At 72.4% G+C, this 23942-nt stretch carries 19 protein-coding genes; 1 reads left to right on the top strand and 18 read right to left on the bottom strand.

Annotated features, from left to right (window positions below; translation table 11 throughout):
* Positions 1–126 precede the first annotated feature (126 nt).
* From priA to RT051_RS10725, 5 genes are all read right to left on the bottom strand, one after another.
* Entirely contained in the window at positions 127–2280 is a 2154-nt protein-coding gene (priA, locus tag RT051_RS10745) for a primosomal protein N' (RefSeq protein ID WP_313076312.1), read from the bottom strand.
* Between the two features lie 642 nt (positions 2281–2922).
* Positions 2923–4053 carry a uroporphyrinogen decarboxylase gene (hemE, locus tag RT051_RS10740; protein ID WP_313076309.1) on the bottom strand — a complete coding sequence of 377 codons (1131 nt, stop codon included), beginning with the start codon at positions 4051–4053 and terminating at the stop codon, positions 2923–2925.
* Between the two features lie 77 nt (positions 4054–4130).
* Positions 4131–6380 (bottom strand): protein-disulfide reductase DsbD domain-containing protein, encoded by a 2250-nt coding sequence (locus RT051_RS10735; RefSeq protein WP_313076307.1) that lies wholly within the window; start codon positions 6378–6380, stop codon positions 4131–4133.
* Between the two features lie 99 nt (positions 6381–6479).
* Complete coding sequence (locus RT051_RS10730) at positions 6480–8027, bottom strand: MATE family efflux transporter (protein ID WP_313076304.1); 1548 nt, start codon at positions 8025–8027, stop codon at positions 6480–6482.
* 79 nt (positions 8028–8106) lie between these two features.
* Positions 8107–9132, bottom strand: a complete 1026-nt coding sequence (locus RT051_RS10725) for a peptidoglycan-binding protein (protein WP_313076301.1) — start codon at positions 9130–9132, stop codon at positions 8107–8109.
* 83 nt (positions 9133–9215) lie between these two features.
* Here RT051_RS10725 and RT051_RS10720 point away from each other — a divergent pair, with 83 nt between their 5' ends.
* Positions 9216–10061, top strand: coding sequence for a creatininase family protein (locus RT051_RS10720; protein WP_313076298.1), 846 nt, complete (start codon positions 9216–9218; stop codon positions 10059–10061).
* An 82-nt stretch (positions 10062–10143) separates the two neighbouring features.
* Here the strand turns inward: RT051_RS10720 and RT051_RS10715 are convergent, their stop codons facing one another.
* The 13 genes from RT051_RS10715 to RT051_RS10655 form a co-directional block, all read right to left on the bottom strand.
* A complete protein-coding gene (locus tag RT051_RS10715) occupies positions 10144–10815 on the bottom strand; it encodes a histidine phosphatase family protein (protein ID WP_313076297.1) in 672 nt (223 codons plus the stop codon).
* Between the two features lie 58 nt (positions 10816–10873).
* Positions 10874–11002 carry a hypothetical protein gene (locus RT051_RS10710; protein WP_313076314.1) on the bottom strand — a complete coding sequence of 43 codons (129 nt, stop codon included), beginning with the start codon at positions 11000–11002 and terminating at the stop codon, positions 10874–10876.
* Positions 10999–11880, bottom strand: coding sequence for a PhzF family phenazine biosynthesis protein (locus RT051_RS10705; RefSeq protein WP_313076294.1), 882 nt, complete (start codon positions 11878–11880; stop codon positions 10999–11001). The genes RT051_RS10710 and RT051_RS10705 overlap by 4 nt, the downstream gene beginning before the upstream one ends.
* 15 nt (positions 11881–11895) lie before the next feature.
* Positions 11896–13074 carry a PLP-dependent aminotransferase family protein gene (locus tag RT051_RS10700; protein WP_313076292.1) on the bottom strand — a complete coding sequence of 393 codons (1179 nt, stop codon included), beginning with the start codon at positions 13072–13074 and terminating at the stop codon, positions 11896–11898.
* A 44-nt stretch (positions 13075–13118) separates the two neighbouring features.
* Complete coding sequence (locus tag RT051_RS10695) at positions 13119–13718, bottom strand: LysE family transporter (protein WP_313076288.1); 600 nt, start codon at positions 13716–13718, stop codon at positions 13119–13121.
* Positions 13719–13829: 111 nt separating this feature from the next.
* Positions 13830–14978: a DUF6306 domain-containing protein gene (locus RT051_RS10690; RefSeq protein ID WP_313076284.1), complete on the bottom strand. Its 1149-nt coding sequence runs from the start codon at positions 14976–14978 to the stop codon at positions 13830–13832.
* A gap of 137 nt (positions 14979–15115) precedes the next feature.
* A complete protein-coding gene (locus tag RT051_RS10685) occupies positions 15116–16390 on the bottom strand; it encodes an HDOD domain-containing protein (RefSeq protein ID WP_313076282.1) in 1275 nt (424 codons plus the stop codon).
* Between the two features lie 89 nt (positions 16391–16479).
* Positions 16480–17817, bottom strand: a complete 1338-nt coding sequence (locus tag RT051_RS10680; RefSeq protein ID WP_313076280.1) for a flagellar hook-associated protein 3 — start codon at positions 17815–17817, stop codon at positions 16480–16482.
* A 23-nt stretch (positions 17818–17840) separates the two neighbouring features.
* Positions 17841–19883 (bottom strand): flagellar hook-associated protein FlgK, encoded by a 2043-nt coding sequence (gene flgK, locus RT051_RS10675; protein ID WP_313076278.1) that lies wholly within the window; start codon positions 19881–19883, stop codon positions 17841–17843.
* Positions 19884–19918: 35 nt separating this feature from the next.
* Entirely contained in the window at positions 19919–20875 is a 957-nt protein-coding gene (flgJ, locus tag RT051_RS10670; RefSeq protein ID WP_313076277.1) for a flagellar assembly peptidoglycan hydrolase FlgJ, read from the bottom strand.
* The gene (locus tag RT051_RS10665) at positions 20875–22002 is read right to left on the bottom strand and encodes a flagellar basal body P-ring protein FlgI (protein ID WP_313076275.1); all 1128 of its coding nucleotides are present in this window, start codon (positions 22000–22002) and stop codon (positions 20875–20877) included. Before RT051_RS10665 ends, flgJ begins: the two co-directional genes overlap by 1 nt.
* A 159-nt stretch (positions 22003–22161) precedes the next feature.
* Positions 22162–23139, bottom strand: coding sequence for a hypothetical protein (locus RT051_RS10660; protein WP_313076273.1), 978 nt, complete (start codon positions 23137–23139; stop codon positions 22162–22164).
* Positions 23140–23147: 8 nt separating this feature from the next.
* Positions 23148–23876, bottom strand: a complete 729-nt coding sequence (locus RT051_RS10655) for a flagellar basal body L-ring protein FlgH (RefSeq protein WP_313076271.1) — start codon at positions 23874–23876, stop codon at positions 23148–23150.
* Between the last annotated feature and the right edge of the window lie 66 nt (positions 23877–23942).

The following is a 23942-nucleotide window of genomic DNA, read 5'->3' as shown; positions in this document are numbered from 1 at the left end:
TCTTGTCGCGCGACAAGAAAGTAAGTCGCCCGCCGGGGCGAGTCCCGGCCCCCACACCCAAAACAACCCCAACATCAAAACCAGCCAAACCCCGCACCAGCCAACGAAACCTAGCTACAAAAAAAATCAAATCACCTGCGGATCCACATCCAGCAACCACCGCTTCACCCCCCGGTGCCTCCCCCGCTCCGCCTGCAGCAACGGCTGCCACGCCGCCAAAAACCTCTGCAGCGCCGCCCGCGAGGCACTCTCCAGCAACATCTGCGCCCGCTCCACACCCGCCACCCGCTGCACCGCCAGCGGCACCGGCGGAAACAGATGCACCAGCTCCCCCCCCGGCAGGCCCGCCGCATGCGCTGCCTCGCAGGCCGCCGTGAGAAAGCCCTGCGCCGCCTCCTGCGTGCTGGCGTCGGCGCGCACCAGGGCCTGCGAGGCAAAGGGCGGCATGCCGGCTTCGGCGCGCTCGGCCAGCTGGCTGGCGGCAAACGCCGGCCAGTCGTGGCGGCGCAGGGCGGCGTACACCGGGTGCTCGGGGTGCCAGGTCTGGATCCACAGCTCGGCCTGCACGCCCTGGCGGGCTACGTAGCCGGCGTCGCGCCCGGCGCGCCCGCCCGCCTGCATCAGGAGGGCGAACAGGCGCTCGGGCGCGCGAAAGTCGCTGGAGAACAGCGCCCCGTCGGGCTGCACCGCCGCCACCAGCGTGATGCGGCGAAAGTCGTGGCCCTTGGCGACCATCTGTGTGCCCACCAGCACGTCCACCTCGCCGGAGTGCACCAGCGCCAGCTGCTCCTCCAGGGCGCCCTTGGCGCGCGTGGTGTCGGCGTCGATGCGGGCCACGCGCGCGGCGCGGCCCTGGGGCTGCACGATGACGTTGCGCAGCAGTGCGGCCAGCTGCTCCTCCAGCTGTTCGGTGCCGCGGCCGATGGGCGTGATGTCCAGGTTGCCGCAGCCCGGGCAGGCGCGCGGCACGCGGCTGGCGGCGCCGCAGTGGTGGCAGCGCAGCGTACGGTCGAGCTTGTGGAACACCTGGTGGGCGCTGCAGTACGGGCAGTCGCTCTTCCAGCCGCAGGCGTGGCAGTGCAGCACGGGAGCAAAGCCCCGGCGGTTGAGCAGCACCAGGCACTGCTCGCCGCGCGCCACGCGCTCGGTGATGGCGGCCAGCAGCGGCGGCGAGAACGACGCGCCGCGCGGCTGCTGGCCCATGTCCACCACGCGCACGCGCGGCAGCTCGCCCGCGCCGATGCGGCTGGGCATGGCCAGGCGCTGGTAGCGCCCGCTGCGCGCATCGCCCGGCATGGCCGGGCCGCTGGCATGCCAGCTCTCCAGCGACGGCGTGGCGCTGCCCAGCACCACGCGGGCGCCTTCCTCGCGCCCGCGCCAGACGGCCAGGTCGCGCGCGTGGTAGCGCGCGCCCTCCTGCTGCTTGTAGCTGGCGTCGTGCTCCTCGTCCACCACGATCAGCGCCAGGCCCGGCAGGCTGGCGAAGACCGCCATGCGCGTGCCCAGCACGATGCGTGCCTGGCCGGTATGCGCGGCCAGCCAGCTCTTGAGGCGCTGCGGCGGCGTCATGGCGCTGTGCATGCTGACCACCGCGTCCGCCCCCCAGACCGGTGCGAAGCGCTCGCGCACGCGCGCCTCCAGCTGCGGCGTGAGGTTGATCTCGGGCACCAGCACCAGCGCCTGGGCCGTGCCGTCGGCGGCCAGCGCGTCGGCGATGGCCTGCAGATAGACCTCGGTCTTGCCGCTGCCCGTGCTGCCGAACAGCAGGAAGGGCCCGGGTTGGGAGCGAATTTCGGCGATGGCCCTTGTCTGCTCTGGACTGAGTGCTATGGTTTTTGTCTCGCCGGCCGCCGCCGCGCGCGCCTGGGGGCGGCGCAGGCGGCGCGCCAGCTGCTCGGCGCTCAGGTCGCGCAGCTGCGGCGGCAGCGCCGCCAGCGCCACCTCGCCCAGCGAGCGCTGGTAGTAGCGCGCGGCAAAGGCCACCAGGCGCCGCCAGTGCGCGCCCAGCGGGGCAATGCCGGCCAGCACCCCGGCCACGGCGCGCGGCACCACGCCATCGGGCAGGGGCTGGGCCTGGGCCTGGGCCGGGGCGTCCCAGACCACGCCCAGCACCTCGCGCGCGCCCAGCGGCACCCGCACCAGCGTGCCAGGCGCCAGCGGCGCTTCGCAGGCGTAGCTGAGCAGCTCGCTCACCGAGCTGTGCGCGGGTGTGGCCACGGCCACGTGGACCAGGGCGGGAGTGGCGGCGCAGGGGCCGGTCGGCGGGGCGGGGGCGCTCATGCGGAAGAAAGGCTTTACGTCAGGGAAAGATGTTGCGGCCCCTCAATGTGCCGTCTTGTGGATAACTTTGTGGAGATCAGGGCGGGAAAGTGCCGCCCGCCGCATGCCTGCGCGCTGCGTTGCTATCGCCTTTGCACTGGAAAGAAGAAAAATTCGTTATGAATCAAGGACTTTTGCTGCAATGCAAAAAAACGTGAGGCGCCCAAGGCGGCCGGTGCAAGCGTGACCCCGCTCGCCTAAACATGTGAACAACTGGCTTGTCAAGCACGGCGTTGGGCTAAAAATATGGTAAGCAAATGCTCGATGGACGGGAATCGGGATGCAAATTCCAGGACAAGTGCTTGATTTTGCAAGCGTTTGCACGGAAGTCCAGAATTTCTGTGGATAACTTTGTTGATAGGACGTGCCCGATGCGCGCAAACCCTTGTCAGGCCGTGCTTTGGGCGCTTTGCCCACGAAACAGGCAAAAACGGCTGACTCCTTATGAATCAACGACTTAAGTGGGCGACGGCGGTGTTGCAAATGGTTGTCCGAAGGCGCGTGGCGCCCCCGAGCGCGGATCGGCGCCCGTCCCGCAGTGTGCATAAGTGCGACGCCCGCCGCCGCCCGGCAGGGCTGCGGCGGGCGGGCGGCGGTGGCGGGTCAGGCGCGGCGCAGCGCGCGCGAATGGCTGTGCACGGTCTCCACCAGGGCGGTGACGTGCTCGGGCGGGGTGAACTGGCTGATGCCGTGCCCGAGGTTGAAGATGTGCGTGGGCCCGCAGGTCGCGGGGTCGGTGTGCGGCTTGCCGAAGCTGTCGAGCAGGGCGCGCGCCTCGCGGGCCACGGCCTCGGGCGGGGCGAACAGCACGTTGGGGTCCAGGTTGCCCTGCAGCGCCTTGCCGGGCCCGCCCGCCTCGCCGCCCACCAGGGCGCGCGCGCGGCCCAGGTTCATGGTCCAGTCCAGGCCCAGCACCTCGCAGTCGAGCGCGGCGTGCATCTCGGGCAGCCACAGGCCGCCGCCCTTGGTGAAGACGATGCGCGGCACGTCCTGCCCGTCCGGCCCGGTGCGCTTGAGGCCGGCCAGCACGCGCTGGGTGTAGGCTAGGCTGAAGTCCTGGAAGCAGCCGTCGGCCAGCACCCCGCCCCAGCTGTCGAAGACCATGACGGCCTGGGCGCCGGCGTCGATCTGCGTGTTCAGGTACTGCGCCACGGCCTCGGCGTTCACCGCCAGGATGCGGTGCATCAGGTCGGGGCGCGAATACATCAGGCTCTTGACCAGGCGGTAGTCCTGCGAGCCGCGGCCTTCCACCATGTAGCAGGCCAGCGTCCAGGGGCTGCCCGAGAAGCCGATCAGCGGCACCCGGCCCTGCAGCGCGCGGCGGATGCTGGTGACGGCGTCAAACACGTAGCGCAGGCGCTCCATGTCGGGCACGCAGAGCGCCGCCACGTCCGCCTCGTCGCGGATGGGGCGGGCAAAGCGCGGGCCCTCGCCCTCGGCGAACGACAGGCCCAGGCCCATGGCGTCGGGCACGGTGAGGATGTCGGAAAACAAGATGGAGGCGTCCAGCGCGAAGCGCTCCAGCGGCTGCAGCGTGACCTCGGTGGCGTAGTCCACGTGGGTGGCCAGCCCCATGAAGCTGCCGGCGCGCGCGCGCGTGGCCTTGTACTCGGGCAGGTAGCGGCCCGCCTGGCGCATCAGCCACAGCGGCGTGTACTCGGTCGCCTGGCGGCGGCAGGCGCGCAGGAAGGTGTCGTTCTGCAGCGGTGCGAAGGAGGAAGATGCGGTAGTCATGGGCGGCGATTGTCGCAGCGCGCCCGGGCGCCGCGGGCCCCATGCCCCCGCGCCCGGGCCCGACGGGTGGCCGGCCCCTACAGCGCGGCCAGCGCCGCGCGCAGCTCGCCGCGGCCCAGGATCTCGCTGAAGACCACCGGCGCGCGCCCGGGTGCATGCAGCACATACACCGGCACGCCGCTGCGGCCCAGCTCCGCCAGGGATGCGGTGATGGCCGGGTCGCGCCGTGTCCAGTCGGCGCGCAGCAGGGCCACGCCCCGCTCGGCGAAGTCCTGCAGCACGGCGCTGTCGGCCAGCGTGGTCTGCTTGTTGTACTGGCAGGTCACGCACCAGGCGGCGGTGTAGTCCACGAAGACCGGCCGGCCCTCGGCCAGCAGCTGCGCGGGCAGCTCCGGGCGCCAGGGCTGCCAGGCGCCGGCCGCCAGGCTGCCCTGCGCCGCACCCGCGTCCGACGAAGCGGCCAGGGCCAGCGGCAGGGGCTCGATCTCTACCACCCGGGGTACCCAGGCCCAGGCGGCGAGGGCGGCCAGCGCGAGGGACAGCGGCGCCAGCGCGGCGCGCGCGCGCCCGGCCAGGGTGAGCGTCCAGACGGCCAGCGCCAGCAGCACCAGCAGCGCCAGCAGCGCCGCCGCGCCATCGATGCCCGTCTGCTGGCCCAGCACCCAGACCAGCCAGACCACCGTGGCGAACATCGGGAAGGCCAGCAGCCGGCGCAGCGTCTCCATCCACGCGCCCGGGCGCGGCAGGGCGCGCGCCACGGCCGGCGCCCAGGCCGCCAGCGCATAGGGCAGGGCCAGGCCCAGGCCCAGCGCGGCGAAGATGGACAGCGCCTGCGCGGCCGGCAGCGTGGCCGTCAGGCCGAGCGACGCTCCCATGAAGGGCGCGGTGCAGGGCGAGGCGATGGCCACCGCCAGTACGCCGGTCAGGAAGGCGTCGGCCACCGGATGGCGCGCCTGCAGGCTGGCCAGCGACGAGGGCAGCAGGCGGCCGAACTCGAACACGCCCGCCAGGTTCAGGCCGAGCAGCGTGAACAGCGTCGCCAGCAGCGCCACCACCGCCGGCGACTGCAGCTGAAAGCCCCAGCCCACCGCCTCGCCCGCCGCGCGCAGCGCCAGCATCAGCGCGCCCAGCAGCAGGAACGACAGCACCACGCCCGCGGCGTAGGCCAGGCCGCCGAGGCGCTGGGCGCGCAAATCCTGGCCATGGCGGGCAAAGCCCACCACCTTCACCGCCAGCACCGGGAAGACGCAGGGCATCAGGTTGAGCAGCAGCCCGCCCAGCAGCGCCCCGGCCAGGGCCGCGAGCCAGGTGGGCAGGGGGGCAGGCACGGCCTCTGCGGTGGCGGTGCGCGCCCCGGAGGCGGCCTGCTGGCGGGCGTTGGCCTCGAGCGCCGCCGCCAGCGCCGGCGAGACGCTGGCGGGCGCGGCCACGGCCGGCCAGCCCGTGGGCACGGGCAGCTCCAGGCGCACGCCGGCGCCGGCTTCGGTCAGCACCAGGGGCAGCGGGTCGGGGCTTGCGGCGCGGTCGGCCGACAGCGGCACGCGCGCCGTCCAGACGGCGTCCTGCCACTGCTGCGCGGGCGTGGCCGCGGTCTGGATCAGCGCGGGCGTCTCGGCAAACAGGCCCAGCTCGCGCCCCTGCCAGGCGGGGGGCAGGCCGGCCACGCGCAGCACCAGCGCGTCGCCGCCTTCGACTTCGGCGCGGCTGCCCGCCTGCGCGGCCAGCGTCCGGGGCCGGGCGGCGGCGGCGGCGGCGAAGTCCTGCGCGTGCAGCGCGGTGCTGCCCTGCACGGGCAGCTGCAGGGTGAAGCGCCCCTCCTCGGGGATGCACTCCTGGCGGCAGACCAGCCAGGAGGCCTGCAGGCCGATGATGACGTCCTGGGCCAGCGGGTCGGCGCGCCAGGCGTCCGGGACGGTCACCGGCACGGGCAGCAGCACCCGGCCGTCGTAGCCGTAGTTGGCCAGCGTGCCCAGGGGGAACTTGCGCGGCACGGGCCAGGCGATGTCGCCGGCGGTCAGGCCCTCGGGCAGCTGCCACTGCAGCTCGGTGGGCAGGCCCGAGTCGCCCGGGTTCTTCCAGTAGGTGTGCCAGTCGGGCTGGTGCTCCAGCAGCAGCCCCAGCTGCAGCGGCCGGCCCGGGCCCACGCCCTCGGGCGCGTGCGCCACCAGCCGGGCCGTGACATGGGGCGTGGTGACCACGCTCGCGTCACCGCCGGCGGGGCCTGAGAGATTGAGCTTGAATTGCGCGAAAGCCGGCGCCGCGGGAGCACCAGTCGCTATGAAAATTAAAGCGACCAGGGACAGTCGCCGAAGCAGGTGGGCAAGCATGGCTGCTGCGTAGGAGGGCGGGGCCGGGGTTTGGTTCCGGGGCGGCAGGGCGGGCCGGCCGCCCCGGCGGGATGGTAAGCCTGCGGGTCGCGGTCCGCTTCAGGCCAGCACGGGCGCCGCTTCGTCCTCGATGGCCGCGTCGCCCACGGTGGCGCAGACCGGCGCCGGCGGCAGGCCGCCCACCTCGGCCGGGGTGGCCAGCGTCTGCTCCTCCTCGGGCGGCAGGATGCGCGCGCGGCGCCAGCGGCCGAAGCGGTAGTAGGCCAGCGTCATCAGCATGGCGGCGATGGCGCTGGCCGGAAAGCTCCACCAGATGGCGTCCACGCCCAGCGTGTCCTGCAGGCCGTAGGCCAGCGGCACGCGGATGCCCCACATCGCCGCCGCCAGGATGGCCAGGGGTGCCAGCACCGCCCCGGTGGCGCGCACCACGCCCGTGAGCACGAAGCTCACGCCGAAGAACAGGAAGGACCACAGCGCGATCGCGTTCAGGTGGCGGGCGATGGCGATGGCCTCGCTGCCCGCGGGCAGGAACAGGCCCAGCACCTCGCGCTGCAGCGCCAGCACGACGCCGATCAGCGTGCCCGTGAGCACGAAGTTGAACAGCACGCCGTGGCGGGCGATGGACTCCACGCGCGGCCACAGGCCCGCGCCCACGTTCTGCGCCGCCATGGACGAGCAAGCCGCGCCGATCGCCATGGCCGGCATCTGCACGTAGGTCCACAGCTGCAGCGCCGCGCCATAGGCCGAGGCCGTGGCCACGCCGTGGGCGTTGACCAGGCCCAGCATCATCAGCATGGACACGGAGATCAGCACCATCTGCGCGCCCATGGGCAGGCCCTTGGCCAGCAGTGCCTGCACGATGCTCCAGCGCGGCGCGAACAGGCGCCAGTCGCTGCGGCCTATCCACAGCGGGTGGCGGCGCCAGCGCAGCCAGGCCAGCAGCGCCGCCAGCGCCACCGCGTTGGAGATGCCCGTGGCCAGGCCCGAGCCGGCGATGCCCAGGGCCGGCACCGGCCCCAGGCCGAAGATCAGCACCGGGTTGAGCAGCACGTCCAGCGCCACCGCCAGCACCAGGAAGAGAAACGGCGTGCGCGCGTCGCCCGCGCCGCGCAGCACGGCCGAGACGAAGGTGAACAGGTACAGGAAGGGAATGGCCAGGAACAGCATGCGCAGATAGCTCTCGGCCAGCGGCAGCGCCTCGCCCGGCGTGCCCATGGCCGCCAGGATGTGGCGCGACAGCGGCAGGCCCACGGCGGCGATGGCGAGCGCCGCCGCGCCGAAGAAGGTGGCGCTGGTGCCCATGACGCAGCGCGCCTGGCGCAGGTCGTGCGCGCCCACGGCCTGCGCCACCAGGATGGTCGCCGCCATGCCGATGCCGAAGACCGCGCCGATCAGCAGGAACAGGATGTTGTTGGCGTTGGCCGTGGCGGTGAGCGCCGCCTCGCCCAGGTGCCCGCCGACCCAGAAGGCGTTGACCGAGCCGTTGAGCGACTGCAGCACGTTGCCCGCCAGGATGGGCAGGGCAAAGCGCAGCAGGGTGGGGGCGATGGGCCCGCGCGTCAGGTCGCGCGTGGCGCCGCGGCGGGCGGGGTGGGCGGCAGGGGTTGGGGGCGCCGAAGGCGCGCTGGCGGTCGTGGGCGGCGGCATCGGCCCATGCTGGGGGCTGGCGCGGGCGGCCGCTGTCGGTCAAGGCCGCCTGCGCGGCGCGGCGGGTGGCGCCAGCGTGTCAATAGACGACGACGCGGTCGCCCACCTTGACCTGCTCGTAGAGCCACTTGGCCACCTGGTAGTCGCGCAGCTGGCTGCAGCCGTGCGAGCCGCCGCCGTAGCCCTTGTCGGCAAAGTCCTGCGAGTAATGCACGGCCACGTTGCGGTCGTAGAAGATGGCGTAGGGCATGGGCGTGCGCTCGCCGAAGATCTTCGAGACCGTCTCGTGGTTCATGTACCAGATGCGGAACTCGCCCTCATCGCTCTCCCAGCCCGGCATGGCAAAGCGCGCCTCGCGCGTGAAGCGGATCTTGCCGTTGTCCACGAAGGACATCTTCTTTTGCTGGCGCGAGATGCAGATCACCCGGCCCGTGGCGCAGCGCGGGTCGAGCTCCTGCGTGCTGCTGCTGGCCGGCGGCGCGCTGAACAGGTCGGCATAGCGCGGCAGGCGGGTGCGGCGGATCAGCGGCGTCCAGGTGCGCTCGTCCATGACCTCGCTGGCCGGCAGGCCGATGCGCGTGCGCCAGGCGGCAATGGCCTGGCGCGTGGCGTCGTTGAAAACCCCGTCCACCGCGCCCTGGTACGCGCCGGCCTGCTTCAGGCGGTGCTGCAGCTCCATCATGAAGGCCGGCTCGGTGGGAGCGACGAACCAGGCCCCGACGTCGGTGTTGTTCAGTTCGGCCTCGGTGGGCGTGCGCGAGCGTGCGGCCAGGGCGGACCAAGTGGCGGCGTCCACCACGCCGGTCGGGCGCAGGCCGGCGTCTTTCTGCAGCTTGATGACGGCCTCGCGCGTGAGCTGGCCGAAGCGGTCCTCCACGTCCACCACCGCCAGGAACTTGGCCTGGCGCAGGCGCACCTGCAGCTCGCGCACCTTGGGCGACTGCATCTTGAAGCGCAGTTCCTGCCCGGGGGCGTCGGTGCCGGCGGACGGGGGCCTGGCCGTCGCCGCGGCCGTGGCCAGAGCCGTGCCGGGCAGGGCCGCGAGGGTCAGGGAAGCGGCCGCGGTGGCGGCCAGCAGGGGGCGGAAAAGGCGCTGCGCGTTCATGCAAAAAATTATCCGGTGGCGCCAATAACCTTGCTGTAACAGCTGGGCCGGCACGGGCCTGCAGCGCCGCTACCATGGCGTTCATGCAACAGCAACACGCAAGTGCGCACCCCAGCCGCTTCTGGGCCGAGCTGTCGGCCCGCGACTTCGAGGCCGCCCGCGCCTCGGGCTTGGCCGCGCGCACCGTGGCCGTGCTGCCGGTGGCGGCCATCGAGCAGCACGGGCCGCACCTGCCGCTGGCGGTGGACGCACTGTTGCTGCAGGGCGTGATCGACGCGGCGCTGGCGCAGCTGCCGGCCGGGCTGCCGGTGCTATTTTTGCCGCCGCAGCAGATCGGCCTGTCCACCGAGCACCTGTCCTACCCCGGCACGCTGACGCTGTCGCCGGCCACGTTGCTGGTGCTGTGGACGGAGCTGGGCGAGGCCGTGGCGCGCGCGGGCGTGCGCCGGCTGCTGCTGCTCAACGGCCACGGCGGCAACGTCGCGCCCATGGACATCGCCGCGCGCGAGCTGCGCCAGCGCTGCGGCCTGCTGGTGTACAGCGCAAGCTGGTTCTCCCTGCCCCTGCCGCCGCAGGTGCAGGGCCTGTTTTCCCCCGAGGAGCACCGTTTCGGCATCCACGGCGGCGAGATCGAGACCTCGATGGCGCTGCACCTGGCGCCGCAGCTCGTGCGCATGGAGCACGCGCGCCGATGGCGCTCGTCCTCGCAGGACCGCGCCGAGCGGCACGCCATCCTGGGCAACGGCCGCAGCGCCAAGATGGGCTGGGCGATGGAGGACTACCACCCGGCGGGCGCCGTGGGCGACGCGGCCGCGGCGACGGCGGACAAGGGGCGGGCGGTGGTGCAGGCGGCGGGCCAGGCGCTGGCGCAGCTGCTGGCCGAGCTGCAGGCGCTGGACTGGCCGCTGCCGGCCGCTGCCGCCCGCTGATGCCGACTTCGGGTCCCGTGCCCGGGTTTGTCATGAAAACCCGCTGAAACCCTTGCCAGTCAACGACTGAGTGCTATGAAAATCACGCGTGGGTGACCCACTGCGCGTACTCGGGTGCGTCCAGGTGCGCCAAGCTGTTGAAGGTCTGCAGCATCAGGCGCTTGGGGCTGATGCTGAACTCGCTCACCGCGCTGTTCCGGATGCGCATGTTCAGCGCGATGGTCACCTCTGGCGGGGTGGACAACACCTCGCCCACGGCCGCCGAGATCGGCCCGCCGCTGGAAACGAGCAGCACGTTCTGGCCGGCGTGCTGCTGGCGCACCTGTTCGAGCACCGCGCGCACCCCGGTGCGAAACTGCTCCCAGTCGGGCATGCCCTGCGGGCTCAGGGTGCCGCCCATCCACTGCGCCAGCGCGTCGCACAGCAGCCGGAAGTACTGCCGGTACAGCTCGGGCGTGGCCGGCGCGGGCAGGGGCGAGGGGTGGACGGCGCGGATCAGCGCCAGGCTGTCGTACTCGTTCAGGCCCGGCAGGGCCAGGGGCTCGGGCGTGCCGTCCAGGCCCTCGGCGATGCCGGCCAGCGTCTGCCCATGGCGGCGCAGCGTACCGGTGAAGACGGCGTCGAACCGCAGGCCGCGCTCGCGCCAGTACTGGCCCAGGCGCACGGACTGCTGGTGGCCGCGCTCGCTCAGCTGGTCATAGTCGTCGGCGCCAAACGAGGCCTGGCCGTGGCGCACAAGGTAGAGGGTTCCCATGCGCGGCGATTGTGCGGACGCCCGGGCGCTGCGTTTGTCGCAGGCGTGACCAGTGGACTCAGCCGGCAGTGAGCACGCGCGCAAGGACCGCGGCGTCCACGTGGCCGCCCGTGAGCGCCAGCCTCACGGCCCGGCCCTGCAGCTGGCTCCTCTCCTGCAGCGCGCCGGCCAGGGCGGCCGCGCTCACAGCCACACTTCGCCGCGCACGCAGGTCACCGAATGGCCGCCGATCCAGAAGTGCTCGCCGTCCTGGCGCACATGCACGCGCCCGGCGCGGCCCAGGGCGGTGCCCTGGGCGGCCACGTATTGCGCGGGCGCCAGGCCGGCGCCTATCAGCCACTGTGCCAGGGCCGCGTTCAGGCTGCCGGTGACCGGGTCTTCGGCCAGGCCGCTGTTGCCGGGAAAGAAGGCGCGCACCTCGAAGGCGATGCCGTCCTCGTCCGGTGCATGCGCGCCCACCACGCCAACCTTGCCGCGCGGGCCGACCACGCCCACGTCCAGGCCGGCCAGCACGCTGGCGTCGGGCTGGAGCGCCAGCACCTGCTCTGCCGAGGCCAGCATCACGCCGCGCCAGCGCGGGCCGTTGTCGCACCAGGCGTGCTGCACGATGTCGCTGCGCGCCACCCCCAGGCCGCGTGCTATCAGCTGCACCTCGGCCTCGTCCAGCGGGCCGCCCCGGATGAGCGGCGGCGCGGCGAAGGCCAGCTGCCGTCCGTCCTGCCGCAGGGCCACCAGGCCCACGCCGCATTCCTGCACGATGCGCCCGGCCTGGCGCGGCTGGCCGCCCGCGGCCAGCCAGGCGTGGCAGCTGCCCAGCGTCGGATGGCCGGCGAAGGGCAGCTCGCGCCCCGGACAGAAGATGCGCACCCGATAGTCGGCGCCGGCGGCTCGGCCGGCCTCGGTGGGCGGCAGCACGAAAGTGGCCTCCGACAGATTGGTCCAGTTCGTGAACTGCTGCATCTGCGCATCGGTCAGGCCTTCGCCATCGAGCACCACGGCCAGCGGGTTGCCGCGGTAGGGCGTGGCGGTGAAGACGTCGACCTGCTGGAAGGGGCGCTGGCGCATGGGCGGAGGTTCCTTTCAGGCCGTCTGGCGGATGGCGGCGGCCAGGGCGGCGATGCCCGTGCGGATCTGCGCCTCGCTGGCCGTGACGAAGGACAGGCGCAGCGTGCGCGGGTCGCCGTCCTGCGCGTAGAAGGCCGCGCCGGGCACGAAGGCCACGTTGTGCTCCACGGCGCGTGGCAGCAGTTCCAGCGCGCTCATGCCTTCAGGCAGGCGCAGCCACAGGAACATGCCGCCGGCCGGACGGTTCCAGCTCACGCCCAGGGGCCTGAGGTGCTCGTCGAGCGCGGCCAGCATGGCCTCGCACTGGCGTTTGTAGAGCTGGCGGATGCCCGGCACGTGCCGCTCCAGGAAGCCGTCCTTCATGACCTCGGTCACCAGGCGCTGGTTGAAGCTGGGCGTGTGCAGGTCGGCCGCCTGCTTGGCCTGCAGCAGCTTGGGGTAGATGTGGCGCGGCGCCACCAGGAAGCCCAGGCGCAGGCCGGGCGCCAGCACCTTGGAGAACGAGCCCATGTAGATGCTGCCCTCGGGGTTGCGGGCCGTCAGGGGCTTCGGGGGCGGCTGGTCGAACCACAGGTCGCCGTAGGGGTTGTCCTCCACCAGGGGCAGGTCCAGCTCGGCGGCGCGCTCGGCCAGCTGCTGGCGCCGCGCCTCGGTCATGGTGCGGCCGGTGGGGTTCTGGAAGTTGGGCAGCACGTACAGGAAGCGCGCCTGGTCCGCGCCCGTGCCCACCTTGGCGGCCAGGTCCTCGACCACGATGCCGTCGTCGTCGCTGTCCACCGCCACGACCTGCGGCTGCATGGGGGCGAAGGCCTGCAGCGCGCCCAGGTAGGTGGGCGTCTCCACCAGCACGCGGCTGCCCTCGTCGATCAGCACCTTGGCGACCAGGTCCAGCGCCTGCTGCGAGCCGGTGGTGATCAGCACCTGCTCCGGGTCGACGTCCCAGGGCAGCAGGTCGGCCACCGCCTGGCGCAGCGGCGCATGGCCCTCGCTGGCGGCGTACTGCAGGGCGGCCGCGCCCTCGTCGGCCAGCACCCGCGCGGCGGCCTGTGCGAAGGCGTCGATGGGGAAGGTTTGCGGCGAGGGCAGGCCACCGGCCAGACTGATGATGCCGGGCTTTTCAGTCACCTTCAGGATCTCGCGGATAACGGATGGGTTCATCTGGGCGGCGCGTTGCGCCAGGGTCCATGCGGTCATGGGGTTCTCCGGACAGAAACGGGGGAGCGGGACGGCGGGGCGGCTCAGGCCGCCACCATCCACAGCGCGGTGGCCACCAGCACGGCGGCCATGGCGCGGTTGAACCAAAGCAGGCGCTGGCCGTGCGCCAGCCAGTGGCGCAGCAGCGCGCCCACGGCGGCGTAGGTGAGGTTGCTGGTGAAGGCAAAGAACAGCATCACCGGCAGCACCACGACGAGGCGGGCGGCCCCGTCCTCGTGGCCAACGACCCAGCCGGCGACGATGGTCAGCGCCAGCAGCCAGGCCTTGATGTTGACGAACTGCAGGGCCACGCCCTGCCAGAAGCCCACCGACAGGCGGGCCGCGTCGGCTTCGGACAGGCGCACCGACTGCGCCAGCCGGACTGCCAGCCACAGCAGGTAGCCGATGCCCAGTGCCTTGATGGCCCAGCGCAGCGGCGGCGCCGCCACCACCGCCGCGCCCAGCCCGGCGGCGCACAGGAGCAGCAGCAGGCTCCAGCCCACGGGCACGGCGACGACGAAGCGCATCGCCGCCGGCAGGCCGCGGTTGGCCGCGAGAGCCGTGGACAGCGTGGTGTTGGGGCCGGGGGTGAAGCTCATCACGGTGGCGAGCACCAGCAGGGCAGTGAATTCGACCAGGGGCATGGAGCAGGAGCGTAAAAAGGGAAGGAAGAGGAAAGAGGGCGAATCTAGCGGCAAGCGGTGCGGCGCGCTGTCACGAAAAAGCGGGCTGCCAGGGCGGGGCGGGCGGCGCCGCTACGCCGGCGAGCGCGGCGGCAGCCGGTCGTTGACGCGCGCGAGGTTGTCCTCGTGGCCCTGCAGCATGGCCTGCAGGTCGGGGCGCAGTGCCTCGTGCTCGGGGTCGAGGTCGGCCAGCAGTTCGCGCACCTTGCGCGCCACCCAACCCTGACCACGGTTCAGGAAGGCCAGGCGCTCGGGCAGGGGCTCCACCGCCATGGCGCGGCCGTAGAAGTCGCCGGTGCGCGTGCCGGGCGTGGCGCCGATGCTGCGCAGCGCGCGCAGTAGCACGCCGCACCATTGCACCTCGTCGTCGTGGATGTCCTCCAGCAGCGCGCGCCAGGGGTCGCCCTCGGGCAGGGCGTGCGCGCTCTCGCGCGTCACGCGGGCGCCGGCACGCTCGGCCGCGAGCAGCTCGTCGAGCTGCGCGGCCAGGGCGGCGTCGCGCTGGCGCTGGAACTCGGGCGCGTAGCACACGGGGGAGGCGTATTCGACGCCCGGCTCTTCGGCCAGCAGCTGCAGGTGCGAGGCCGCCTGCCGGCCCAGCGCCTGCAGCGCCGGCCCGGGCGCCTCGCCCGGGGCGCCGCCGGGCAGGGCGACCACCACGGCCTGCGCGCCCAGGTGCAGCCGGCGCGCCGCAGCGGCCCCGTCGGCCGGGCTGGTGGCTGCCACCGGCACCTCGGCCAGGGCCAGGACTTCGGTAAGCAGGGCACTGGCGGCCGCCGGCGCATCGGCCAGCAGCAGCGCCTGCGCGCCCGCGCGTTGCGCATCCAGCGCCTGGCGGGCCGAGCGCACCTGCTGCAGCGCGACGAGGCCGGCCCCGCGCAGCCGTCCGGTCAGGGTGGCATCGGCGGCTTCGGGCAGCCAGACGGCGGGAATTTGCCGCGCCAGGCACCAATCCACCTGGCGCTCCAGCAGCGGCGCGTCGGCTGCGGCCAGCCGCACGCCGAAACGCGCGTCTGGAGCGTGCAGGCGCGCCGACGCCACGGCGTGATCGGCGGCTGCCAGCGCGTCATCCTGCAGGGTGAACAGGCCGAAGGCGCCGCAGTCGGCCACGGCCGCCAGCCACGCCCCCGTGTGCTCGCCGGCCGGCCCGCCGGACAGCACCAGGGGCAGGCGGCAGCCGAGCAGGTCGCACAGCGGCGTGGGGCGGAGCGAGGCAGGCATGGTGGAACGGGCGGGCAAGGAGGGGGCGCCGTGCGCCCAGGCAGAGTGGCTGGCACTATAGACCCGCCATGCGAAACCATGGGCGTGTGCGGGCGGGCAGGGGCCGCGCCCGGCCACTCACGGACGGGCGCCCCGGTTCACTGCCGCGCGCTGCGCTCCACCACCAGCTCCGACAGCACCCGCAGCAGGCAGCGGTTGACGTGCTCCAGGGACAGCTCGTGCGTCTCGCACAGCTGCAGCACCGGGTGCGGGTCCTCGCCCTCCAGGGCGCAGGCCATGTCCAGGCTGGGCGCGTAGGGGCCGGTGCGCAGCACGGCGGCGTCATACAGCCGCTCCGACAGGGGCAGGCGCCGCAGGATGGTGCCCAGGGGCTCGCGCAGGATCTCGTCGAGCTGCGACAGCAGGCCGCTCAGGTAGACCTCGGCGCGCAGGTCCTTGCCCACGCCGGCGTCCAGCAGGTGCTGGGTCAGGCGCGCGCGCAGCACCATGGTCTCGCGGATGGGGCGCAGGTCGGGTTCGGTGGCGGCGTGCGGCAGCTGCTCGGCCAGCCAGCGCGACAGCGAGCCGTAGCCCATCATGACCAAGCCCCTGCGCAGCGAATCGACGCCGGTGGTCAGGCCCAGCGCCGCGGAGTTGGTGTAGGTCATGAAGCGGTAGGCCAGCAGCGGGTCTTCGCCCAGGATAGCCTCGAAGCTGTCGATGGACTGCTCGGCGTCGATGGCCTTGAGCAGCTTGTGCACCACCTCGCGCGCGGGTTGCGCCGGCTGGTGGCGCAGGCTGTGCAGCACGTCCTCCATCGGCCAGCCGGCCACCGCCAGCGCGCCGCTGGCGTCCAGGCAGTGCGTGAGCAGCGCGCGGCTGGCCACGCCGTCATAGAGCTGCCCGGGGATGAGCGGGTTGGCCACGGGCGTGCCGCCCGCTGCGCGGCGCGGCGGCAGCCCGTCGCGCGCCGCGGCGGCAGCGGCGGCCGTGGCCGCTGCCGCCTGCAGGGCGCGCACGGCGTCCAGCGTGCCCAGCTGCAGCAGGCTGTTGTCGAACAGGCGGGCGATGTCGCCATCGGGCAGGTGGGCCAGCTCGCCCACCCAGACCAGGCGCAGGCCGCGCGCATGGGCGGCCCGGGCGCGCTCGAGCAGGCTGGGCTCGAGCAGCCATTGGCTGGGGATGGAGATCCAGGGTGCGCTGCGCGGCGCGTGCTCCAGCAGCTCGGCCAGCAGCAGCGGCGAGCGCGGCGACAGCAGCAGCGGCGGCGAACTGGCCGACCACAGTTCCTGCAGCGTGCGCAGCAGGTGCGGCGCATCCACCCGCGCGCCGCCCGCACCCTGCACGTACAGTTGCACGCCGGCCAGGCGGCGTGCGGCGTTCCACAGGGGGCGATAGCCCAGTACCAGGCTGCCGAGGACGGATTGGACCATGGGGAGGGTGGCGAAGCGGCGAAGTGGACGGTGGCGCCATTGTCGGGGCAGGCCAGCCGGGAGGGCACACGGGCAAACCCCGCGCCGCGTCAGCGCATGTAATCGAACAGCGACATGCGCTGCACCTGGGCGTAGGACTTGAGGGCGGCCTCGTAGCCCAGGTGGGCGTTCTGGAAGTCGGAGATCCCCTTGACCAGGTCCAGGTCCTCGGCGCGCGAGCGGTCGGCCTCGAGCTGGATGGACCGGTTCTCCTGGTCGCTGCCGATGCGGTCGGCGCGGTTGAGCAGCTCGCCGGCATAGCCGCGCAGGTTGCTCAGGCGGTCCATGCCCTTGTCCAGGTGCGCCAGCGCCTGGCCCACGGCCTGGCTGGCAGCGTTGCCGCTGGTGGCGCCGCGCAGTTCGCTGACCACGCGGTCCACCACGTCGAGCATGCCGGTGCTGGCCTGGACCGTGACGGTGTCGTCCACTGCGAAGGGCCTCTCCAGCGTGCCGCCCGGGTCCGGCCTGGGCGTGCCCTTCAGGGTGAATTCCAGGGTGGCGCCACCCGCGGTGATGCTGATGGGAATGTCGGCGGGCTTGCCCTGTTTGAGGATGCCTGACTCACCGTTCGGTTCGATGACGGTTCCATCACTGCGCGCCACCTCGTACGTGGCGATGTAATTGCCGTCCACGTCGTCCGGTGCCGGGGGCGTCTGGAAGCCGGTGATGCGCACCGAATAGGTGTAGGGCTGGCCGTTGGCGCCGAGTTCCAGGGCGCCCGGGTTGCCGACCTGTACCGTCCCGGTCGCCACGTGGCGTCCGTCGAACGACGTGCCCCCGGCATTGGACAGGCCCGCGTGATAGATACCATCGCGCCGCGGATCGAACATCAATGCCGAGTGGCCATCGAGCATGCCGGCGATGCCGGGGCCACTGCTCGAGGCCTGTCCGGCCAGGCCCTTGAAATCGTAGGTCGGGCTGCCCGACAGCGAGCCGACGAAGGGCTGCAGCTCGCTGCCCAGGGCGCCCAGCAGCGGCATGCCGTTGGTGTCCTTGCGGTTGACGACCTCGGCCAGCTGTTCGCGCAGGCTCTGGATCTGGTTGGCATAGGTCGTGCGGTCGGCGGGCGTGAGCGTGCCGCTGCCGGCGGCGACGATGAGCTGGCGCATCTCCTGCACCAGGCCCACGGCGTCGCCCAGCGTGGACTCGGCCTGCGCCATGGCGCCGCGCTGCACCTCCAGCGTGCGCTGCTCGGCCTGGATGCGGCCCATGCGCATGAGCGAGCGCTCGGCCTGCGCGGCGGCGACCGGGTCGTCGCTGGCGCGCACCACGCGCTTGCCGGAGGTCAGGTTCTCCTGCAGGTCGGTCAGGGATTTTTGCCGCGTGGCCAGGTTGCGCACGGAGCTGTCATACATGTTGGCCGAGCTGACGCGATAAAAGCTGCTCATGGGGTGTCTCCTGGCTCGGGCCCTCAGCGGCCCACGGTCTGCAGCAGGCTGTCGAAGATGGATTGCGCCACCTGCAGCATCTTGGCCGAGGCCTGGTAGGCCTGCTGGTACTGGATGAGCCGCGCGGCCTCTTCGTCCAGGTTCACGCCCGAGACGGCGGTGCGGTCGGCCTCCAGGTTGCTGGCGATCGAGTCCGACAGCTTGGCCGCGTACAGCGCGCTCTGCGCACGCGTGCCCACCTGCGACATCAGGCCGGCGTAGCCGTCGGTCAGGGTGGCGTTGTCGAACAATTTGGCGTCGCGCAGCGACAGCAGGGCGCTGGCGTTGCCGGCGTTGCGCGTGTAGATGTCGCCGTACAGCGGATCGAGCGCGTCGCCCACGGTGACCGTGTCACCCGCCTTGGGCGTGCCCTGCAGGGTGATCTCCCAGCCGTCGATGGAGATGGGGCGGCCGGCTTCGTACCGGTAGGGCGCAGCCATCTGGCTGGGCGGGGAGGTGCTCAGATCCAGCGGGGGATGGGCATTACCCAACACGGAAAAGCTGCCGTCGGCGGCAAACGTCAGGGTCACACCGCCCCCTGTGGCCGGAGGGACCGGACTGGGCGGCAGGTCGATGGCGCCGGTTTTTTCCACATGCCCCGGGGGGCCGACGTTCCACTGCTGCCCCGTGGCCTGCAGGCCCGCCAGCTGCAGCGTGCCGCCATTGCTCTTGCCCATGGCCGCATTGATGGGACTGGCTGCGGCCAGGTCGCGTGGCGAGGTCACCAGCATCTGCAGGTTGGCTGCAACGTCGGCAAATGGCTTGAACAATACGCGCTCGCCTGTGCCGCCCGCCGTGGTGAACTTAAAGGTCAGGCCATCGACCTGTGTGCCGGCCGACCCCATCAGATTGGCAACGTCGGTGGTCTTTCCGTCCGACAGCCGCACGATCTGTCCGGGCACCGCCCCGGTAATAGGGTCGGGGCCTCCGGTGAAGCGCACTTCGTAATCGGAGGCGGCGAACTGGGCAGCGTCCATAGGCGCCTGGAAGTCGATCACTCCCACTGCCGAGCCACTGGTGCGTCCAGGCACGTTGTCCGGCGTGGAAAACAGCGCCTTGCCCGTCTCGCCGTCCAGCGTCAGCCCCATCTTCTGCTGGTAGTTCATGGTGCCGGCAATCGCCAGCGCCATGCGCCCGATCAGGTTGCGCCCTTCGGTCAGGTCGTTGTTGGCAAAGCGCAGCAGCCCGGCCACCTCGCCGCCGCCGAGCATGCCCTCCTGCAGCTCCACCCGGGGCGCCCCGGGGCGCTCGAAGTACAGCGCCTGCCGGCCGCTGCCCGGAAACAGGCTGGCGTCGCTCACGGACACCGCCGCCGACGTGTTGCCCAGCACCAGCGCCTGGCTGCCGCCCACGAAGATGCCTACCGTGCCGTCGTCGGCCGGGATCTGCGTGGTCTGCACGAACCGGTTGAGCTCGCGGATGAGCTGGTCGCGCCGGTCCAGCAGGTCGTTGGGCGGCTGGCCGGCGCCCTTGGCGCGGGCGATCTGCTCGTTGACCGCGGCGATGCCGCGCGCGAGGTCGTTGATCTGGGAGGCGCCGCCCCGGAGCTGCTCGTTGACCGAGGTCTCGATCTCCTTGAGCTGGCCGGAGGCCGAGCGGATGCGCGCGGCCGTCTCGTCCATGCGCGTGAGCGTGACGGTGCGCGCCGTGATGTCGGTGGGCGCGGCCACCACGTCGGCCAGCGAGTTCATCATGTCGTTGATGGCCGCGCCCAGGCCGTCCTTGCCGCCCGGAAACACGTCCTGCAGCTGCGCCATGCGCTCGGCGCGGGTGACGTCGGCCGCCTGCACCGCCTGCGCGGCCGCCGCCTGGCGGGTCAGCAGCTCGTTGTGGTTGCGCAGGATGGTCGCCACCTGCACGCCCTGGCCGATGTAGCCCGCGCCGCTGTAGCGGCCCACCACCGTCTCCAGCGACACGCTCTGGCGCGAATAGCCCGGCGTGCTCACATTGGCGATGTTGTGCCCGGCGGTCTGCAGGGCCACCTGGTTGGCCATCAGGGCGCGGGAGCCGACGTTCAGGAGACTCATGGCGTGGCGGTGTCGTTAAGGGTGCGCGGCCGCGCTCAGGCCTGCAGGCCCTGCGCCACCTGCGTGGCCGCGGGCAGCCGCGTGACGGCCTGCGTGCTCTGGATGGCGCGGCTGAGCTTGGCCGCGTACTGCGGGTCGGTGGCGTAGCCGGCTTTCTGCAGCTCGGCCGCCCAGGCCTGCGCCGAGTGCGTCTTGCCCAGCGCTTTTTCATAGCGCGGGCTCTGCGTGATCAGGCGGGCATAGTCGCGGAAGGACTCCTCGAACGAGTCGTAGGCGCGGAACCTGGCCGTCACCTTGCGCGGCTGGCCGCCCACGTACTCGGTGGTGGTGATCTCGGCCACCTTGCCCGTCCAGCCGCCGCCGGCCTTGATGCCGAACAGGTTAAACGAGTTGCTGCCGTCCTTGTGGCGGATCTCGCTCCTGCCCCAGCCGGTCTCGTGGCCGGCCTGGCCCAGCATGAAGCTGGCCGGGATGCCGCTTTCGCGGGCCACGCGCTCGGCGGCGGCGCTGTGGCCCTGCACGAAGTCCTCCTTGCCCTGGGGCGAGGGCGCCTGCGGGTCGGCCGCGCGTGCGGCCGGGGTGCTGCGGCGCAGCGCGTCCAGGCGCAGCGTGGCGCCGGGGACGATGGCGGGGCCGGTGTCGTCGCCCAGCTGGCGCGCCAGCTGGCGCTGGATGGCCTCGGACAGGCCGCCGGGCATGCCCGCCATCTGCACCGACAGCTGCTGGTCCATCAGGTCGGCGGCCAGGTTGCCCTCGCCACCCTCGAGCAGGCCGGACTTCATGGTCGCCTCGCGCATGCTCTTGATCAGTTCGCGCATGAACAGCGATTCGAGCTGCTGCGCCGCCTCCCTGACGGCGCCGCGCTGGCCCTCGCCGCCCTGGGTGGCGCGGGCCTTGAGGTCGCCCAGGTTGCGGCCATCGACGGCCAGCTGCTGGCGCCCGGCCAGGGCGGCCGTGCTGCCGGACAGGGGCAGGGACGAGGACAGGGCCATCAGATCACCTCCAGTTCCGCATTGAGCGCGCCGGCGGCCTTGATGGCCTGCAGGATGGCCAGCAGGTCCTGCGGCGTGGCGCCCAGGGTGTTGAGGGCGCGCACCACGTCGGCCAGCTGCGGCGAGGGCGGGATCTGCATGACCTTGCCGGCGTCGGCCTGGACGGCGATGTCGCTCTTTTGCGCCACCACGGTGACGCCGCGCGACAGCGGGTTGGGCTGGCTGATGACGGGCGTGCTGCTGATGACGATGGACAGGTTGCCGTGGGCGATGGCGCAGGGGCCCAGCGTGACAGCCTGGTTGAGCACGATGGAGCCGGTGCGCGCGTTGATGACCACCTTGGCCGCGGGCGTGGAATCGGGCAACTGCAGCTCTTCGAGTTCGGCGATGAAGTTCACCCGCGCGCCCGGGTCGATGGGCGCGCGCACCTGCACGGTGCGCCCGTCCAGTGCCGTGGCGGTGTCGGGGCCCGAACGGGCGTTGATGGCCATGGCCACCTTGCGCGCGGCCTGGAAGTCCGAGGCGTTCAGGCCCAGGGTGATGGTCTCGCCACCGTGCAGCGGCGTGGGCACGCTGCGCTCGACCTGCGCGCCCTCGGGGATGCGCCCGGCGCTCAGGTGGTTGACCTGCACCTTGGAGCCGCCGGCCGAGGCGCCCGCGCCGCCCACCACCACGTTGCCCTGGGCCAGCGCGTAGATCTCGCCGTCGGCGCCGCGCAGCGGCGTGGCGATCAGCGTGCCGCCCTTGAGCGACTTGGCATTGCCGATGGAGGAGACGGCCACGTCAATCGCCTGGCCCGGTTGGGCGAAGGCCGGCAGCTGCGCGGTGACCACGACGGTGGCCACGTTCTTGAGCTGCGGCACGTTGGTGCCCGGAGGCAGCGAGATGCCCATCTGCTGCAGGTAGTTGCTCATGGCCTGCGCGGTGATCGGCATCTGCGTGGACTGGTCGCCCGTGCCATCGAGCCCCACCACCAGGCCATAGCCCGACAGCTGGTTGCTGCGCACGCCCTGCACGGCGGCGATCTCCTTGATGCGCAGGGCGTGAGCGGGCGTGGCCCAGGCCAGCGCCAGCAGCACGGCAGCGAGCCAGGGGGCGATGCGAAGGGTGAGGGCCGGGGAAATCATGGCCCTGATTGTGAAGAGACGGGCCGCCGGCAATGGCTGGAAAAGCGGGGGGATGGGCCGGCTTATCGCCGCCGGCGCGCGCAGAATTTCATGCGAAAAGCGCTTGAACCCTTGTCTGGAAAGGACTTTGCGCTATCAAAAAAGGAAACCCGTCGCAGCCTACCGGCGCCTGCGCGCGCTGCGTACCGCCGGCTCGGGCGCCAGCGCGTGGCGCACGCAGTAGTACTGCCCGTTGGGCACGCCCGCCAGGTGGTTGGCGCGCAGCGCCCCGGTGCCCGAGGCGGCCGCGGCCGTGTCGTACAGGCCCGACTGCACGTGGTAGACCCCGCCCGTGCGCAGGGCCACGCCGCCGCCGTGGAAACCCGCCGCCTCGGCCGCGGCCAGCTCGTCGGCCGTGGGCAGCTGCGCGCCCTGGCGGTCGCACCAGCGCAGCGCCACCTCGCGCGAGACCAGCTGGTCGGCGTGCCCCGGCGCGGCCGTCAGCCACTCCAGCCCCGGGTTGGGATTGCGCGGCGCGGCAAAGCGCGTGCCCTCGAAGTAATCGAACAGCTCGCGCGCCAGCGACTCGGCCAGGGAGGTGACCGGCGCGGTGACGGTGAAGCTCTGCGAGGCGCCGCTCCTGAGCTTGACCAGCGTGGCCGTGGCCTGCACCAGGTGGCCCTCCAGTCGTGTGTAGGTGATGTAGGCCGCCAGCTGGATGCGCGCGGCGCGCGCCTTGAGCTCCTGCGGCGGCGTGGGGGTCTGCAGGTCCTCGGGCGTGATGTCGGCGAAGTCGAAGCGCAGCCTGGGGCTGGCCAGCCGGGCGCGCCGGGCCAGGCCGTCGAGCTCGCCGATCAGCTGCGCGTTCAGGCTGCGCCCGAGCTGCGCCAGGGCGCGCCGCTCGTGGTGGGCCTGCAGGTTGTCGATGGCAGCCAGCGCCGCCGTCACCTTGGCCGGGTCGGCCTTGTCGGCGTGCAGGTCGCCGAACGCCTTGCGGTCGGCCTCGTACTCGGCCAGGTCGGCGGCCCGCACGACGGGGATGTTCGGCCAGACGGTGAAGGCCTGGCCGGCGGGGTCGCGCAAATCCTGCGCGCGTGCCGCCGACTGCGCCAGCGGCGCGAGCAGCAGCGCCAGCAGCAGGGTGGTCAGCAGGCGCATGGCAGGCGTCAGAACGGCGTGACGTTGTTGAAGGCGCGCGCCAGCCAGCCCACGGCCTGGGCCTCGGCCTGCTCGCCGAGCCCGCGCGAGACCACGCGCACGTTGGCCACATAGCGCGAGTCGATCACGCTGCCGGCATGGCCGCCGGCGCCGCGGCGCAGGTTGCGCGGGTCCACGATGCCGGAAAAGCGCAGCACGTCCACGCTGCGGTTCACGCCGACCTGCTTCTCGCCCGTGACAACCAAATGCCCGTTGGGCAGCACTTCGGTGACGACCGCCGTGATGAAGCTCTTGAACTCGTTGCTGCTGCTGGTGTCGCCGCCGCCCTTGAAGGTGCTGCCGTACTCGGCGCCAATCTTGGAACGGTCGGCGATCTTTCCGGCCAGTCGGGTGGGCAACAGCGGTATCCCCGTGATGCCGCCCTCGGCGCCAGACTTGCGGTCGACATTGGACTTGCTGCCCTGCTTGGCGTCGATCTTCTCCAGGATCTCGATGGTCACCATGTCGCCCACGTAGCGCGCGCGCGGGTCCTCAAAGCCCGGGCGGTAGCTGGCCGCGTGGAACAGGCTGCCCGTGGCGCGCCCGCCCAGGGCGGGCTGGGGCAGGGCCTCGACGATGGGCAGCTGCGTGGGCAGCACGTCCACGGGCGGGGCCGGGTTGACGCTGGCGCAGCCGACGGCCAGCAGCGCGGCGGCAGCGGCGGCCAGCAGGCGGGCGAGGCGGGTGGCGGTGTTCATGGCGGTGTCCTTCACAGTTGCGACAGCTTGGCCAGCATCTGGTCGCTGGTCTGGATGGCCTTGGAG

Origin of the sequence: Melaminivora sp. (genome assembly GCF_032059615.1) — a bacterium.
Lineage (GTDB): Bacteria > Pseudomonadota > Gammaproteobacteria > Burkholderiales > Burkholderiaceae_C > Melaminivora.
This window is presented reverse-complemented; position numbering and strand designations above follow the sequence as displayed.

Excerpts from the sequence above, each read along its gene's own strand:
- priA (WP_313076312.1), bottom strand. The coding sequence starts at position 2,280 with ATGAGCGCCCCCGCCCCGCCGACCGGCCCCTGCGCCGCCACTCCCGCC.
- hemE (WP_313076309.1), bottom strand. The coding sequence starts at position 4,053 with ATGACTACCGCATCTTCCTCCTTCGCACCGCTGCAGAACGACACCTTC.
- RT051_RS10735 (WP_313076307.1), bottom strand. The coding sequence starts at position 6,380 with ATGCTTGCCCACCTGCTTCGGCGACTGTCCCTGGTCGCTTTAATTTTC.
- RT051_RS10730 (WP_313076304.1), bottom strand. The coding sequence starts at position 8,027 with ATGCCGCCGCCCACGACCGCCAGCGCGCCTTCGGCGCCCCCAACCCCT.
- RT051_RS10725 (WP_313076301.1), bottom strand. The coding sequence starts at position 9,132 with ATGAACGCGCAGCGCCTTTTCCGCCCCCTGCTGGCCGCCACCGCGGCC.
- RT051_RS10720 (WP_313076298.1), top strand. The coding sequence starts at position 9,216 with ATGCAACAGCAACACGCAAGTGCGCACCCCAGCCGCTTCTGGGCCGAG.
- RT051_RS10715 (WP_313076297.1), bottom strand. The coding sequence starts at position 10,815 with ATGGGAACCCTCTACCTTGTGCGCCACGGCCAGGCCTCGTTTGGCGCC.
- RT051_RS10705 (WP_313076294.1), bottom strand. The coding sequence starts at position 11,880 with ATGCGCCAGCGCCCCTTCCAGCAGGTCGACGTCTTCACCGCCACGCCC.
- RT051_RS10700 (WP_313076292.1), bottom strand. The coding sequence starts at position 13,074 with ATGACCGCATGGACCCTGGCGCAACGCGCCGCCCAGATGAACCCATCC.
- RT051_RS10695 (WP_313076288.1), bottom strand. The coding sequence starts at position 13,718 with ATGCCCCTGGTCGAATTCACTGCCCTGCTGGTGCTCGCCACCGTGATG.
- RT051_RS10690 (WP_313076284.1), bottom strand. The coding sequence starts at position 14,978 with ATGCCTGCCTCGCTCCGCCCCACGCCGCTGTGCGACCTGCTCGGCTGC.
- RT051_RS10685 (WP_313076282.1), bottom strand. The coding sequence starts at position 16,390 with ATGGTCCAATCCGTCCTCGGCAGCCTGGTACTGGGCTATCGCCCCCTG.
- RT051_RS10680 (WP_313076280.1), bottom strand. The coding sequence starts at position 17,817 with ATGAGCAGCTTTTATCGCGTCAGCTCGGCCAACATGTATGACAGCTCC.
- flgK (WP_313076278.1), bottom strand. The coding sequence starts at position 19,883 with ATGAGTCTCCTGAACGTCGGCTCCCGCGCCCTGATGGCCAACCAGGTG.
- flgJ (WP_313076277.1), bottom strand. The coding sequence starts at position 20,875 with ATGGCCCTGTCCTCGTCCCTGCCCCTGTCCGGCAGCACGGCCGCCCTG.
- RT051_RS10665 (WP_313076275.1), bottom strand. The coding sequence starts at position 22,002 with ATGATTTCCCCGGCCCTCACCCTTCGCATCGCCCCCTGGCTCGCTGCC.
- RT051_RS10660 (WP_313076273.1), bottom strand. The coding sequence starts at position 23,139 with ATGCGCCTGCTGACCACCCTGCTGCTGGCGCTGCTGCTCGCGCCGCTG.
- RT051_RS10655 (WP_313076271.1), bottom strand. The coding sequence starts at position 23,876 with ATGAACACCGCCACCCGCCTCGCCCGCCTGCTGGCCGCCGCTGCCGCC.